This window comes from Nocardia sp. CA-120079, from assembly GCF_050955745.1.
GTDB lineage: Bacteria > Actinomycetota > Actinomycetes > Mycobacteriales > Mycobacteriaceae > Nocardia.
Genome location: NZ_CP192088.1, coordinates 7,497,568 through 7,514,706, shown reverse-complemented (window position 1 = coordinate 7,514,706; position 17,139 = coordinate 7,497,568). Strand labels below are relative to the sequence as shown.

1 protein-coding gene (only partly in view) is annotated in these 17,139 nt (G+C 65.3%); it reads left to right on the top strand.

The genetic code is table 11. The features are described 5' to 3' along the window. A protein-coding gene (locus ACQPYR_RS34725; RefSeq protein ID WP_433635445.1) for a LacI family DNA-binding transcriptional regulator crosses the window boundary here: on the top strand, positions 1-17,139 show its 3' end. Its footprint begins 101,061 nt before the window's first position; the window shows 17,139 of its 118,200 coding nt (coding positions 101,062-118,200); its start codon lies beyond the left edge, outside the window; its stop codon occupies positions 17,137-17,139.

The window sequence follows — 17,139 nt, the reverse complement described above, 5'->3', positions numbered from 1 at the left end:
CGACAGCATGCCGAATTGATGCGCATCCTCACCATGATCGCCTGTGGTCACGGCCGAAAAGAGATAGCAGCAGAATTCGACCGGTCACTGGGGTGGGTGAATATTCGATACACCGCGCTGGCGGAGGCGTTCGGCGTCGTCGACAATCAGGCAGCGCTGGTCGCTGCGGCCATTCGCGGGGAGATCCTCGCGCCTGCGCCCACGGCGAATGAGCACTCTTTCGACGATGCTCAGGAACGCCGGATCATCCTCCTGAAGGCCGAAGGCAGGTCCGACCAGGCAATCGCGACGGAACTGCAGCTTCCGTTCAAAGCTGTACGGACGACGATGGCCCGCCTGAAGAAGTTGACCGGCAGCGGCACCACCGGACAGCTGATCGCGAAAACCATTCACTTGGTTGATGCCGCCGAGGTCCGCACTGCACATGCCACCGGAAAACCCGAGTCGCCCTCGGCCAGCGGTGACGCCTCAACGGGCAAGGTCCAGCAGACTCTGGACGCTGCGGTACGCACAATGCAGCGCGCAGTTGCCCGCCCGGCCACAGCGGCGCCGGAAAGCCACGCCGAGGCAGCGCCGACCACACGCGAGCTGACCGCGCTCCGCCAGGTCGCGGCGGGGTTGTCCCTCAACGCGATTGCCCCGAATCTCGGCGTAACCGCACCGAGGGTGCGCGCCTATCTCGATGCCCTCGCCGCCGAGCTGGGCACTGATCGAAGCACACTGACCCGGGTCGCCAAATCCGTGCATGCGGCCGCGGAGGGCATTGTCGAACCGGTCGGCCCGACAGGTGATTTCGCATCGCTGACCCGCCGCGAGAAGCAGGTTTTGCGATTGCTTCCGCGCAGGCTCTCCGACGCGGACGCAGCCCGGGAACTAGGCGTTTCCACCAGGGCGTTTCAGCAGGCGCGGAACAAGCTTCGCAGGAACCTCGGCACCTCGGATATCGACGCGATCATCCAGTGGGCCGTCCAGGGCGGGTACGCCGACGCCCCCGCCCGGCCCGAGCATGTCGAAGCCATCGACCCGGCTTTGCGGACAAGCGTCGAACACCTACTGGCAGTGGGTGAATCGAGTGGCGCGGTTCCGGCGCCTGAGCCTCCCCAGGTCCCGCTGCAGGCTCGGGGTGTGCCTGCGGCACCGGAACCCGAGGTGACGGCCGAGTGGACCGATCCTGCTGCTGCGACGACGGATGGTCTCGAGGACTATCAGTGCGGTCCGAAGGTTGTCGAGGATGTGGCTCGGTGGTTCGGTCGCAACGACATTCGGTTGCTGGGCAGGGCCGGCCTGGGCGGGGTGCTGGTCAGTGTGATGGAGGATGCGCTGGGTGGTCGGGCGCAGCATGTCGCGGGGTTGGCTGATGCGGTGGCTCGTTTGGATGCGCACGGGCGGGTTCTGGATGCGCGGGGGGAGGGTGACGGGATTGCGGTGGTGGTGTTCGAGCCTGCTTTGTCGGGTCGGCGGGGGGATTTGGGTCATGCTCGGTGGTTGATTCGGCATGTCGATGGTGATCGTGTGTGGTTCGAGTTGCGGGATCCGGGTAAGGGGGAGTTTGTTTCGGATTTCGTTGTGCCGGGGGATATGCCGGGTCGGTCCGGCACGTTGGCGTTGTTTCTCGATAAGGACGGCAACCCGGTTGTCGAGGGTGTTCGGGGTGCGGACGGTGTGCGGTGGCGTGAGTCCGGGGACGATTTCGCTGTCGGTCGCGCCGACGATGCCGGAACCGAGCGGGAACCAGGCGGGGGCCCCGCCTCGACTGCTTTCGGGCCGAATCACGGGCTGCGCGACCAGGATGGGAGACCGGTCGACCAACCCGAGCAGGCCCAGCGGCTGACCGGGCAAACCTGGTCGGCTGCCGGGGACAGCAAACGCGGTGTGTCCCATGGTCGCAACGAGGACGCGATGATGGTCGCGGAGTTCACCCGCGCCGGAAAACCGGTGGTGGTCGCCGGTGCGTTCGACGGGGTCAGCGGGGCGCCGGACGGGCACCGTGCCGCTCAGGAGGCCGCGGCCGAACTCGGGCCGTACCTGCAGGAGAAATGGTCACGGGCACGATTCGGGCGCAAGCTCTCCCGAGTAGCGGTGATGCAGGACGCGCTGCATCATCTACAGCTGAAGGTGCAGGCCCTCGGCCGGCGGCCCGAGTATGCCGAGGTATGGGACAAGCCGCAGTGCACGGCCGCGGTCGTGGTCGCGGAAGCGGATCGGCTCACTGTCGGATGGGTCGGGGACAGCCGGGTGGCTTGGGTGTCCGCCGATGGCAGGCATGCCATCTGGTTGACCGACGACCACTCGCCGCTCCGGGTTTTCGTGAGGGAGAACGGAATATCCGAGAGCGAGGCGCTGGAACGGAACCCGTGGCTGGCAGATCAGCCGAATGTCATCGAATACGCTCTCGGCCGCGATGAGCGGATCCCGGCGGGGCCGGGCGAAGATATCGTGCCGGGAGAGTACATCACCACTGTTCTGGTATCGGATGACATCGACGCGCCCGTGGTTGCCGAGGACGGCACGATCACAGTGCCTCGCGGCGGTGTGGTGATCACGGCCACCGACGGCGCGGTCAAGACGACGTCCGCTCCCGCATCCTCCGATCCGAGGGCGGTCCCCGAGGAGCTTCGCGAGGCCGTGCGCAATCACCCCGGTGAGCCGGGCGCGATCGCAGCCGAGGTGGTCGAGAAAGCTTCCGGCGCAGGTGAAGTCGACGACATCACTGTCGTCGTCGTAGCGCCCCCATCGGGCGATGCGGGAACCAGCCGGGCCGATATCGCCGCGTCGCCGCGCAAGCGGTGGCCGCGGATAGGTGCCGGGCATCGGGGTAACAGCACCTTCGCGCAGCGCCGCGAGAACGAATCGTCGGTCTCGCGGGAGTCGACCTCTGAACCAAGTGCCGGCAAGCTTGACTCATCCGGTGACGGCGATCCGTATTTGTGGCTGGAGGACGTCAAAGGCGAGCGCCAATTGGCTTGGGCTCGCGAGCGCAACGAACGCACGGTCGCGCAGTTCGCAACCGCACCGGAATTCGCCGAAATGGAACAGCGAATCCGCGCCATGCTCGACAGCGATGACCACATCGTGATTCCGAACCGTTGTGGTGATTGGTTCTACGAGTTCTGGCGTGACTCCGAGCATCCGAAGGGGATATGGCGGCGGACCCAGGTTGCGAGCTACCTCGATCGCGAACCGATATGGGATGTGCTGCTCGATCTGGACGCGTTCGATCTGGACACGTTGACCGGGGAGCAGGGGCAGACCTGGGTTTGGGGGGAAGCCAAGGTACTGCGTGATGGGCAGCACCGGGCGCTGATCAGCCTGTCTCCCGGCGGCGGCGATGGCACGGTCGTATACGAATTCGACCTCCGAGCGAGGAGATTCATAGCACCCGAGGACGGTGGGTTCCACTTTCCGTTGGCGCGGAACCGGTTCGGGTGGGTCGATGAAAATACCGTCTATGTCTCAACGAATTTCGGGCCGGATACCTTGACCAGGGCAGGTTCTCCCCGCATGGCCAAACGCTGGCGGCGGGGCACGCCGCTGAGTGCGGCCGAAACTCTGGTCGAAGGTGAGGTTACCGGCGGCATCGTGGTGGCCGGGCACGAGCGCACACCCGGTATGGGGCCGCACAATGTCGCACGGTGGCTGGATTTCTTCAATACCAAATGCTACGTAATACACGATAATGGCTCGATACAGCCGCTCGAGATTCCCACCGACGCGGAAGTGCGGTGGGTTGAAAACCGGTTGACGGTGGAGCTGAAGAGTTCGTGGACTGTCGCCGATTGCGAGTACCCGGCTGGCTCCTTGCTGGTCACGGATTTGGATGGGTTCCTGGCTGGCGAACGCAAGTTCGAGGCCCTGTTCATCCCTGATGCGCACACCGTTCTGCATGGTTACGGGTGGACCGAGAATCACCTGCTGTTGACCTTGCTGTCGGATGTTCAAACCAAGATCGAAGTTCTCACCCCCACCGCCGACGGTTGGACTCGTCGGATGCTCGATGGTATCCCGGAGATGTCGGCTGCCGAGGTGATCTGCTTGGACCCGCTCACGGGCGGTGATGATTTCTTGGTTTCCACACAGGGATTCACGACTCCCACCCGTTTGCTGGCCGGGTCGGTGGACAGCGAGTTGCGCTTGGTCCAGCAGGAACCGGAGTTTTTCGATGCCACCGACGTAGTTACCGAACAGTTCTTCGCCACTTCGGCTGACGGCACCTCGATTCCATACTTCGTCACTCGTCGCCGCAATGCGACCGGTCCGACGATCATGCATGGCTACGGCGGCTTCGAAATCTCCTTGACGCCTTCCTATAACGGTGCCGAAGGCATGGCCTGGATCGCGGATGGTGGCATCTCGGTAACCGCCAACATCCGTGGTGGTGGTGAGTACGGGCCAAAATGGCATACCAGTGCCATGAAAGCCGATCGAGACAAGGTGTACGAGGATTTTGCCGCTGTAGCAATGGATCTGGTCAGACGCGGTATTACCACCCCTGCACAGTTGGGCGCGGTCGGTAGGAGCAACGGTGGCCTGCTGATGTCGGTGATGCTCACCCGGTATCCGGAGCTGTTCGGCGCCCTGGTCGGCGAGGTCCCCACGGCGGATTTCGAGCGTTACCACTTACTGCATCAAGGCAGGAATTGGATAGCCGAATACGGGAACCCCGACATCCCGGAGGAGGCTGCCTACATAATCTCCCCGTATCACGAGACGGATCCCCACAGGCAGTATCCGCCGATCCTGTACCGGACCTCCACCGGCGATGACCGTGTTCATCCGGGCCATGCGCGGAAGATGGTGGCGCGCCTGGAGGAAGAGGGTCATGAGGTCTGGTTCTACGAAAGCACCGAAGGCGGGCATGCCGATACCACGGACAACCGGCAGGCCGCATTCGAGACCGCGCTCGTGTACGCCTTCTTCCGACAGAAACTCATGGTGCCGCCGGCGCCGGAAGCCGGGGGCGCACGGCCAGTGGGCCCACGCGGGGACCGCCCGGACGAACCCGACGACGATGATGGCTCGGCCGCGGCACCACGACCGGATACCGGACCGCTCAGCGGGCCCACGGATGGGGCCGTCGCAGTTGGCAGTGCTACCGATGCCCGCTGGCTGCGAGAACTGAGCGATCGCGGAACCGAAACCGCAACCCATCTCGGAGAGCCGGACCCACCTCCACCGGTCGACGGTCCGCAGTCGGGTATGTCGCCGAGTGGGGGTGCTGCCACGCCGCGGGAGTCGAATCCCCGGGTGGGGGGCGCTGTTTCGGCTCCCCTGGCCCCGGCGGATTCGGGGTTGCCCTCGAACGCTTGGGCTTTCGCGGGCGGTGCCGCTGCCGGGCATGGTGATCCGGCCGGTCTGGTCGGCGTATTCGCCGAGATCGGTGGAAATCCCCGGGATTTGCCGTTGGATCCGATCGCGAACCCGTTCGGTCGTGGGCGACGTGACCCGGCGGTGTGGTTCGCCGCCGACCCCGCCCTACCGCCGGACCCACTCGACCCTGCCGAGTCGTCGTCGCCTGGTGACGGGGCGATGGCGTATGCGCGCCCGGATGATGTGCGGTCGGGGGAAAGCGGGCACGAGGAAGACCGGGACGATCCGGCTGAGTCGGAAACTGGCTCCAGGCAACAGGATCCGGGTTCGACGGCTTCGCTGGGGTCGCTGCGCGACCGGTTGGCCGAGTCGGCGGGGCGGGATCTGGATATCACCCTGCGCTTCAGCCCGAACCAGAACAGGTTCGTGGGACCCGCTGTCGCCGAGCTGACCGCGGAACTGCGCAGGCAGGGATGGCTGGATCCGGCCAAGATCGATGCGGCGGCCGAGCTGATGCGCACGGCCACCACCGATGTGCTGGATTATTTCGCCAGGATCACCGAATCGGTAGCGAGGCGGGATACCGACGTCCGAGCGGCCGTCCTGCGGAAACCGATGGCGGTGCTCGAGGTTCGGGCGTCCACTACGGCCGACGGTGTACGCAAGCTGCATGTGTCCGTCGAATGCGCGCAGAACGGTCCCGAACGCGGCTACCGGCGGAAAACGACGTGGCATGTCCCGCTGCACAGTCGCGGTGAGGTGGGGACGCATGTCGCGGCGCTGCTGAACGTGGCCGACCGGTCGGATATCGAGCAGTGGGGTGAAGTTTGGGCGGATTTCCACGGGGCGGCGGCCGAGGTTCCCGAAGCGCGGCAGCCTCTGGACGCGTATGCGGTCAAGGCCCGAATTGTCCAAAGGTTGTACGACGACCATCACATCCGGCTGGTGGGCTGGGACATCGACGAAATCGCGCCGAAGGCCGTGGCATCCATCGACCGAGCTCTGCGCGACCGGATCGCGGAATTCGGGGGACGCTTCAACCTGCGCACCGTCGAAATCGCGGATCTCGGTGACAAAGCCAGCTCGCCCAAAACCGTTGCATACCAGGAAAGCCGTGGCACCCGAGGCACGGGGGTCAGGGACCACTCCGCATGGATCAGGCTCGACAAGGCGAGGATCATCGATCTGCAGCAAGCGGAGAAGATGCTGGCGCTCAATGTCGCGCAACGATACTGGGCACGAGGCGTCGGCGGTGCGATCTATCACCTCACCTATCACGAATTCGTCCATGTGGTGGATGACGACGGGGACTGGGCGCTGAGCCGGAAGCTCTCCGCGGCTCTGAAAGAAGCATATGAATACTATCGGCGGGAGGGTTTGATCCCGCCTCTTCTCACCTACCGGGCATGGCGGCGGCGGCTTCCGGGTCGCGCTTTCAGAAGGATGGGTGACCGCGAACTCGGCCGTATTCGCCGATTCGATCCGGTGGAAGCTCTCGCCGAGGGAACAATCGCGGGCGGGGCCGATCCGGCATTGCCGCTGACCGACCCGGCACGGGTGGTCCACGCCTCGGCGACCGGCGTGATGTCCCCGCAGCGGATATTCGCGAGTCGCGCGAAGGCCGAGGGACTGGGTCGGTGGCGCACGGATTTCCTGGGGCGGATGTGGGAGAGGGCCATCGCCGTCTCCGAAGCGATTGTGCAAGGAGTCGACGACACGAGCGCGACAGCCGTCGCCGAGTATGCGCGGCCTGATGCCGCAGGGCGCGAGCAGCACAGTGCATCGAAGAACTGCCTGCCCACCGCGGCGCGGGATATGTGGGCGGCAGTGGGCGTCTCGGTTCCGGAGTGGCTGACGGACTTCGATGCCGGCTTGCAGGGGGTATGGGGTTGGGACGCGCCGGGTGTCGTCGGAAAGGCCTGGCATCCTGGCGGGTTCGGGTCGCTTGCGCGGGTGCGGGATCTCGTCGCGGCGGAGCGGGCACAGGGGCGCAAGGCTGCGGTGGTGGCGGTGTTGGTGTTCGGCGACGGCACGGCGCATGCAGTGGGGGTGAAGGCAGGGCGGGAGGGGGTGGTAGTGGTCGAAGATGGGCGGGAGGTTGCCTTCGACCATTGGATGCGGGACGCGGCGGCCATGGTGGATGCCGCGGTGGAAGTGCGTGGTTTTGTGTTGCGGGAAGGTGATGTCCCGCAACAAGACGTGTCCGCGTCGGGGGGAGGGGAATTCTTCATCGGCGCCCGCCTGGATGGCGCCCGCCTGTCCGGGCCACCGGATCCGGCGGATCTGGCGGCGGTCCTGCCCGCAGACCCGCCGGTCACCGGGCGAGAGCGTAGGCTCGCCCGGGCCGCGTTGGACGAGTGGGGGTCTGGAGCTGACCCGAAATCCCTACTGCACGATAACTATTCGGGCTTGCTGCTGCCGGTGCTGCTTGCCGAGGACCATGCGATGGCGGTGGCGCGGTGGTGGCATGGGTTGGGGGCGAACGATTCCTCCACGCTGTCGGAGGCACAGCGGGCGCTGATCCGGGTATATCCGCGGCAGATCGGCAATGCCGACGGTATTCCGGTGGCGGCGCGGCACCAGGCGAACTGCGTGTTCATCGGGCGGATGCTGGAACACTGGCGTCGGCGCGGAAACGGCGTCATCGGTCGGCCGGTGCGGAATCTGTGGAATACGGTGCGGCAGTTGGCCGCCGCACAGCGGCGTGCGGCCGCCATGCCGGGATCGCCACCGGTGTATGTGCTGGCCTTCGACTTCGGCGCGCTCGCGCAGGATGAACGCCTGATATTGCTCTACGGCCACATCGATGACAAGGACGCTCGGAAGAACGCTGCGGACATTTCGGTGCATGTGCCGGGTGTCGGCTCCACTCTGGGCGCCCTGCTGGAATACAACGTGACCAATGTCGGCAACCACTACGAGGCGATGGTCGCGCTGAACCCGAGCCGACCGGTGGCCTCGATGCTGTGGAACGGATACCGGACTCCACACGGACCGCGCGTGCCCGCCGAGATGGCCGGCACCGGTTTGGCCGAAGCGGGTGGACAGTTGCTGGCGCGCGAGATCGCGGCGCTTACCGCATCACGCACGGTTGTCGCGTCGGAGTTCGATGAACCGCCGCCCGATATCCATCTCTTCGGGTTCAGTTATGGCGCTCCCACAACGGGTTTCGCGGTCAAGGACGGGCGACTGGCAAATCGGCTTGCCACCGTCTCGTTTCTCGCTGCCCCGGGCGCGGGACCCTTGCGGCATGCCGATGAGATCGGGATCGGCGCGGACAACGTTTTCGCGCTCAGCTCACCCGGCGACCAGGTCACCTGGTTCGGTGCGAATACGCCGGGAATGCGTGGCAGAGCGCTCAACCTCGGGTTGGGGGCGGATCCGGCCACCGCCCTATTCGGCGCGCGACGGGCCGGCGCGGCATTCCCTGCGGACCGCCGGTTGGCGAAGGGCCTCTGGCAGCACCTGGGTTACTACTGGTTCACCAGAGGTCAACCGGTGGAAGCGCTGGCGAATACCGCGCTTATCGGCGTCGGCCGTGGCGCCGAGGTCTCACTGGCCCGACACCGCCCGGGCATCGCCGTACCGAATCTGCGGCAGCGCAGGCTCATATCCGGGACCGGCGACCCCGAACGCGGACGCCACAGTCCGATCGATGACGGCACCCGCCGCCGCTACGCGCCCGATACCCGGCCGTTGCCGAGGCCGCTCGCCAAGCCGGAGCTACCACGGATCCCGGGGCGGGAAGGGACTGGAGTACCGGCGATTTCGGCACATCGCGGCGGTGGCGAAGAGGCTACCCCCGCAACGATGGATGCCTACCGTGATGCCCTGCACAGCGGTGCGGAGTTCGTGGAGTTCGATATTCGGCGCACCGCGGATGGGAAGTTCGTCGTCTACCACGATGCTCGGGTCGATCACACCGGGCCGAAACTATCCACGCTGACCTACGCGGAATTGACGGAGCGGGCCGGCTACGAGGTCCCGCTCGTCGACGAAGTCATGTCGCTCATTTCCGGACACGCGGTCGGACACCTGGATCTGAAAGAGGCCGGCTACGAGCACGAGGTGATCGAGTTGGCGGTGCGGCGGCTCGGCGCGGACGGGTTCATCGCTACCAGCCTGCGGGACTCCTCGATCGCCGCGATCTCGCGTGACTTCCCCGAGGTACGTACGGCGCTGTCCCTGGTGGGCGATGTGTTCCCGCTGCGCCGCATCCGAGCCTGCGGGGCCTCGGGTGTCGCCGTGCATCACCTGCCTGCCCGCGCCAGGGTGCTGCGCCTGTGCGCCGAGCACGGCCTGCTCGCCATGGTGTGGACGGTCAACGATGACGCGATGATGTCGGATCTGCTCCGCAATACCTGGGTGGACGTGTTGATCACCGACCGCCCCCGTGCCGCCGTCGGGGTACGCGAATCCGACCGACCGGTGCGGCCGATTGCCGGATCTACGGGCACCGGCCCGTCGGCATCCGGTGCGGCGACGACGGGAGCGTTGGATCAGGCCGAGCTGCACCGAGCGCAAGCCGGAGCAGGGGCGCAGCTGTCTGCTGTGGATTCCGACTCTGTCACTGAGGACAGCGACACAATTCGTGCTCCCGGTGACGTCGATCGCGGTCGGACATTCCGCCCGGGCGTCCGACCGCCCCACGCGTTCGATTCGGCTGTGCTGGACCTTCCGCCGGGGCGAGATCGTGGTCTGGATGGGCTCGGGTTCGGTCCGTCACCGGCAGTGGCGGATCCGTTCGGCGGTGTGCCGCGCGGTGTGCCCGACGGTGTGGTGGCGCACGCCGCCGACCAGAACAACCCGGGGGCCGGTGCCTTCGAGGAGTCCGATGTACCTGCTCTGCCCAGGGTCGCGCCCGACGGTCAGGACACCGGAGCGCCGCAAGCTCCGGTCCAAGGTGGCGACGACGGGCACGAACCGGGCGTTGCACGCGATCCTGGCCAGGATCCGACGGCGTCGTCCGACGATAGTTCGGTTGCCGCGTTGGTGCACCGCATCTCCGGTGTCGACGCCGATACCAAAATGCTTGTTGTCGAGGTGTTGGAGCAGCTGTCGCGTCGCGACGGCTTCCGGCTCGATGTTGCCGAGGTGGGCGTCGGTCGGTTGGTTGTGCGTGATGATGCTGGGACGGCCGTGTTGTCGGTGGGGTTGGCGGATGAGCCGGCGAAGACCGATGTGTTGTTGATGCTGGTCGAGGGCGACGCGGCGCGGGAGGATGTCGCGCGGCGGTTGTGTGCGGTGCCGCAGGGTTGGCGGGACGGTGAGAGCGCTGCTGATGCAGTGCAATCCATGTCCGATTGGACTGCGGTGTTGATGCGGCCGGGGTACGGCGGCGGCTTTCTGGGGGTGATGGTGACCGGTCCGGTGGGGGGCCGGCGCGTGCAGCTGTCGTTGTTCACCGACCACGGCCGCAACGCGGCGACCTACACGGAGGAGACCGGCGCCTACACCGATGAAAACCGCCGGCGGGAGCGGCCTTCGGTGTCTGTCGGCGCGGTGGACACGGTGAACCAACGGACAGTCGAGACCGTCGAGCTCACCGATGAAGCTCGGTTGATGTTGGGTGCGCCGCCGCGGGATTCCCCGCCTGCCGACGAGAACTCGTCGGTCGCTGCCGGCCGGCTGCGTGCGCGGTTCGAAGCGACGGTGGTGCGGCGGATGGCCGTGGTGGGCAATCCGAGGGTCGCCGGCGATCTGGTTGCGGAGGTGTTCCGGCGCGCTGACGCCCGTATCGGTGAGCTCGGCGATGGCCGGGATGTGGGCCGGTGGATTATGTCGCTGGCTGATGGTGTGTTGGCGGATCAGGCCAAGTTCGTGCGGCATGTCCGGTTCCGTCGCGCCCTGGAAGCAGTGGCGCAGGGCGCGGAGCGTGCGGCGTTGGTTGCGGCGAATGATCGGGACTTCCGGAATGCTGTCGCCGCGCTCACCGATGGGCGGCGTCGAGTGCTGATGTTGCTGTTCATGGGGGACGGCATGCCGGTCGAGGCGGCGGCCAGGGCGATGGGGGTCGGTGCGAATGTGGTCACCGGTCTGATGGGGGAAGGACTGCGTCAGCTGGCGGTTGAACTCGGGGCCGAACTGGATGAGCGACCCGATGATGCGGCTATGCCGATCGGTGGAGAAGAGCTGGCGGAGCTGCTCGCGGGTGGCGGTGTGGTGCTTGCGGTGTCCGAGGGGCTGCTCGTGCCCGCGGTAGCTGTGCTCCGGGCTGCCCGCGACGAGAATCTCGACGAGTTGTGTCGCCTTGTCGAACAGTTGTCCCCGTTGCATCGGGAAACCTTTGTCCGGTGGTTCCTCGGCCAAGACGCGTCGGCGATTGCCGAGGCGGACAATGTCACGAATGCCGCGATCCGTGATCGTCTTCGCAGGATCGTTCCCCGTCTGGCCGAACAGCTGGCTCAGCGTATGGACGCAGCGGCTCTGGCAAGCTGCTTCGATTGGCTCGGCCGAGGCCAACTCGATGCCGATCAGCTGGAGGCGCTTCGACTGTACGTTGAAGGAAAGTCGATCGCCGAGATAACGCGACTGATGCGGCGCACCGATGACAGTGTCGAGCGGCTGCTGGCCGAGGCCACGCAGCGCACCGCGGCAATGCTGCCCGTCGAGTTCGGCCATCGATACGCGTATCTTGTCGAGGCGCTGCCCCTGTATCCGATTCTCGTGACCGGCGAATCGGATACGGAATTGTCTTCCGAGACAATGACATTCCATGATTTGGCCCGGTTGCTGCGGGCGGCGATCAGCTCGGGTCGACTGCTGCCGGAGCAGCGGCTGCCGTCGAATCGCAGTCTCGCCGAGCAACTCGGGGTCTCGGTCATGCTGGTGAAACGGGCGTACGCCCGGCTGGCCGCCGAAGGATTTCTGCGCACCCGACAAGGCTTCGGAACCACCGTCGTCGGCCCCGACAGTTCGGTCGCGCTCGTCCCCAGCGATGAGCTGGAATCCAGTGCGCGCCATGCCGTGCTGCGGGTTATCGCGGGTGAACCGGTCGGCGCGAAACCCCTTCGCCCCCGCCTCGCGACCTTGGTGAACGCGCTGCGCGTCGCCATAATTACTGGTATCCGCCAGGTCGGGGACCGCTTGCCCCCGGTCACGGATCTTGCGGAACGCCTCGGCCTGTCGGTGGACACCGTGTACCGGGCCTACGCCATGCTGGCCGACGAAGGGTATGTGCAGATCCGGCACACCTTCGGCACCGTGGTGGTGTCCGACCGGCCTACCGGCACTATCGGGCAACCAGTCAGTGCCGAAGCCGACTCGGCCGATCGGCCAAACCGTGATGGTGACGATAGTGACGACACTGCCGGGAGGGTCGCTGAGGGTGTAAGCGCCCGCCCAGCCGCCGTGGGCGGCGAAACCGATTCGGCCACCGGCGTTTCCGATGGCCCCCAGACGACTGCGATCGATATCGAAAACCGCGACGATGATGATGGCGGCGGTGGTGGCGCTCCGGTTACTCGAGGACCGGACGGACCGCGTACTGGTGATTCTGGGGGCGGTGGCCGGCCCGCGCCGCCGGTGGACCCGAGTGATCCGGTGAAAGCCACCGCTTTCGGTCCTGGTCTTTCCTCGCGGGCACAGGCGTTCGGTCCGGGTGCCCGACCACCGGTGGTGTTCGATCCGGCTGCGGTGCTGGGTCTTCCTCCGCATCGAGCCCGTGGGTTGGATGGGCTCGGGTTCGGTCCGCCTGCGGTGGTGGCGAATCCGTTCGGCGGTGTGCCGCGCGGTGTGCCCGACGGTGTGGTGGCGCACGCCGCGAATGGCGGGGAAAGCGGCGCTTTCGGTGGGCGTGGGTCGATGCGATCCGGCCCGCGGCTTGATCCGGACAATATTCCGGAGCGGGTCGGCGCCCGGCAGCACCGAGATTCGGGGGGTGGCGACAATGCCACGTTGTTGTTGGTGGAGGCGGTAGCCGAGTATGAACCGCATTTATTACCGCACTGCCGAAGGAAACTGGCCGAAATCGCCCCGGAGCAACTCGACGACTTCGACCGGTATTTCGTGAACCGGCAGACGGTGGACGAGATGGTTGCCGCCAAGCGGCAGCACCGACGGCGGGTCTACGAAAGTCTCGACCAGATCGCCAACATGGTGGTCGAGATGCTGCCGCCGGATCTTCCCGAGCGGTACACCGGTGGTGGTGTGCTTCGCCGAGCTACCCGGGACGACGTGGCTCGGGAATGCGGGGTGTCACTGGGGACCGTCAAGAAAGTATTCGGTAACCGTGCGGGGGTAGGCGCTGAAACCCGGGAACGGGTCGAAGCCGCGAAGCGCCGGCTCCATTACCGAGCGGTGCGTTCCGGCGTCATCCTCGATATGGCATCCGCCGCGGCACCGCACCCGTCGCCGGTTCCGGCGGTGAACGTACCGCCGGACAATATTCCCTATCATCGCCGTGGCGATGAGCTGCGAATGGTTCGTGCGGCATCGCGCACCGAGCTGCAGCTTTGCATTCCGAAACTCCCCGAAACAGATCGAGAAATCGCCGGCAGGCTGTTCGTCGAGAAATGGCCGATTCTCGAGCTGGCGGAAATGCTCGGTCGCCCGGCGGATTCCATTCGGGATCAGCAACATGACATCGCGGTCGCATTGGCCACATTGCTGTCCGGCGGGGTTCTGCGCACCGGTGTCGAGGCGGCGGAGGCGATTCGGGAGGTGCACGCCTATGCGCGCGAAGCGCTACAGTCCTATCTGCCGAAGATTTCCGAGTCGAAGCGGGAACGGTTCGACCGGTTTTTCGCGCGTCGCCAGAGTACGACCGCGATAGCCGCGGTCGAAGGCAGCAGCCAGAACACCGTCGAGAAATGGGTGTATGCCCTCGCCGAGCAGTGGGTCGGGAAGCTTCCGCCGGACCTGGTGCGAGACCCGGTGGGAGTAGGGGAGAAGTGGCGAAGGCTCGAATGGGACCAACTCCGCGAGGTAGCGCACCGGCGGGTCTGGTTGTTCGCACAATCGGACCAGTCAGCGCAGGAGCTCACCGCGGAAGCGCTGCGGCGGGCACAGCGCGGCGTCGAAGCTTTGGCCGAAGACGCTGATGCGCAACAGTGGGTTTCGTCGTTGGTTGACGACGTGTTGCGGGATCAGGAGCAGCATGCGCGGCATGTCCAGCTCCGGCGAGCGTTGGAGCAGGCCGCAACGGAGCAGGAGCGAGATGTACTGACGCGGGCCGGTGATGCGGAGTTCCAGCGCGTGTTCGCCGAACTGCCCGACGACTGGCGGGACTTCCTCCTCGCGAGGTTCGGGGACTCGGAGACGTCCCGGCATGGCAGGGTCGCGGTGCGATGGATCGGTGTGTCCACGGTCGAATACGTGGTGCGCACCGCGATACGGCGGATGGCGATAGCACTCGACAGCGTCGACGACATCGCGATGCGACTGGTCGAAGTGGCGGCGACCCGGGATTACCCGTTGGTAGTTCGCCACTTGCCGACGGTGCTGTCCGACGCCGAACGGGACCTTTTCGAACGGCATTTCGTCCTGCTGTACGACAAGGCGAAGATCGCACGGGATACCGGCTCGAGTATCAGCGAGGTCGACGCATCGTTGCACCGGATCAGCATTCGGCTGGCCCGGCCACTTGCTCCGGAACTGTTGTCGATCTATCTGAGTGAGGGCATATTCGATGCTCTGTCGTCTCCAGCAGAACGGCGGTTCGTGGAGTGGTATCGGGCACGCCTGGCAGACGAATCCGGGCAGCCGCGGCAGAGCCTCACCGACTATGTGGCGATGCACCACTTGGAGAATTCCCAGGTGGATCGGTGGCTGACGCGCGCCGGGTTGGACCCTGCCGCTCACAATGCGATGCCGACCGGACAGTTCCCGGGGCCTGGCGCGAGTGGCACGACAGCCTGGTTGTCGGCGATACGCCGGTTCCTGTGCGTGACGCCGGAACGAATGGACGAATTGATCGACGCGCCACGGGGGACATGGGCCGCCGCCGAGCGAGGCGAGACAGAATTGAGCACGGAGCAGGTGCGCGCGCTGCTGCGCCGAGTTCCGGGTGCCCGAGTCACGTATTCCGAGGCCGCACGACACTACCCGGAGCTACATGCCCACGATGGCATAGCCGCATATCCGGAAGGCTATTCTCGAATCGCCGGATATCTACGATTCCTGCGTTTGGCCGCGGGGTGGTCCCGAACAGAATTGGCCACCCGGAGCGGGAAAACGTACTTCGACATCGAACAGTGGGAGCGCGGAGCCCGGGTTCCCGGGCATCAAGATGTGGACGATCTTGTTGATGTGCTGCCCGACTGCGTGATCAGTGCGGAGATCGCCGAGGTTTTCTCCCTCCCGAGGGAGTCGCTTACCTTTCCGAGCTTGCTCGCCGTCGGATCGTTCGCGGAGTACCTGCGCTACTTCCAGCGTCTGAACGGACTCGGAATATCAGAGCTGGCACGCGTCTTCGGACTCAGTCAAATGACGATCCGTCGGCACCTGGAGGGTTCGAGCGGTCCACTCGATGACCTCGTTTTGCTGCGGGTATACGATCACGTGCTGCATCGCGCAGGCCCATGGAACCATCTGGCGCTGTCCTGGGGATACAGCTATCGAATGGATCCCGCCGGGGAAGCGGTCCCCGACTCGGATGTCTATGACTCGGTGCACGATTGGGCGCAAGCGGTACGTCTGTACCACCGATTGACGCAACGAGCATTGGCAGCGCGTATCGGAACCGAACAGTCGTCGATTCGCGGATTCGAGCTGTATATCAGGCCGAATGCGGCATTCCTCCGTGCGCTACGAGATGTTCTGGGAATTTCGAACGAGGCCCTGGCGGCAGCGCTGGAGCGCTTCTATCTCATCGGTGCTCGGCAGCGACGCCGGTGGACGCAATTGGCAGACGAAGTGGAAGTGCCTCGCCAGTATCTCGAACACCGTGTCGGATCGTCCCGTGCAACAGATATTCCACCTCCTGGACGCTACGAATCCGTTCACGGCTGGATGAGAGGGATTCGGCAATGCTGCGAAATGACCGAATACGAGTTTGCCGAATTCATCGGGATGTCGCGGCAGTGGATTTATAGGGCGGAGCGGGACAGGAAGCCTGGAATACTCATGCTTCGAACCATCCGGGACTTTCTCGACATGCCGAAGGAAATGCTTGTTGCGGCACTGCGGCGATTCTATCCCGAAGTGGATTCCGGAGCGACCTGGCGTGATAATCGCTTGTTCTGGGAGTTGATCGAGACGAGGCGGGACGAGGAACAACGGATTCTCGATGAAATATTCGCGGGGTACGATTCGATCGCGGAAGAGGTGGCGCTCGGCTGGCGAGTTCCGCACGAGTTGCGCAATGAATTCGCGCAAGTAGCCCGAATAGCCATTATGAAGGCGATCCTCAATTTTATCCCTTCGTTCGACTTCACCCTAGCCGCCTGGGCCGCGGCCCATAATGCTGTGCGTCGAGCCCACTTCGAGCTTCACTATCCGGACGTGGACGAGCGAACACGACGATTGATCAGCGCGGCCGACAAATATAAGGACAGGCGATTCTCGGAAACCGGGGTCGAACCCGATGACGCAGAGGCCGCTCGGGAGCTGGGCATCGAACTGGCCGCGCTCACCGAGGCGCGTGCGGTGTTCGCGCGGCGGGCGATGTTGACGGACATGCCGGTCGGAGATTCCGGAGCCCGCCCCCGCGATGATGTGGGCGAGCCCGGTCCGGCCCCGATAGACGCGATATTCGCGCAGCGCATACGGCGAGCGCTGTCGGGTCATCCGGACCCGGAATTGACAGCAGAGTTGAGCGCGCACCTGGATATCACCCCAGCAGACGCCGAGCAATTGATCGCCGAGATCCGCGACCGGATGCTTGGTGCCTGA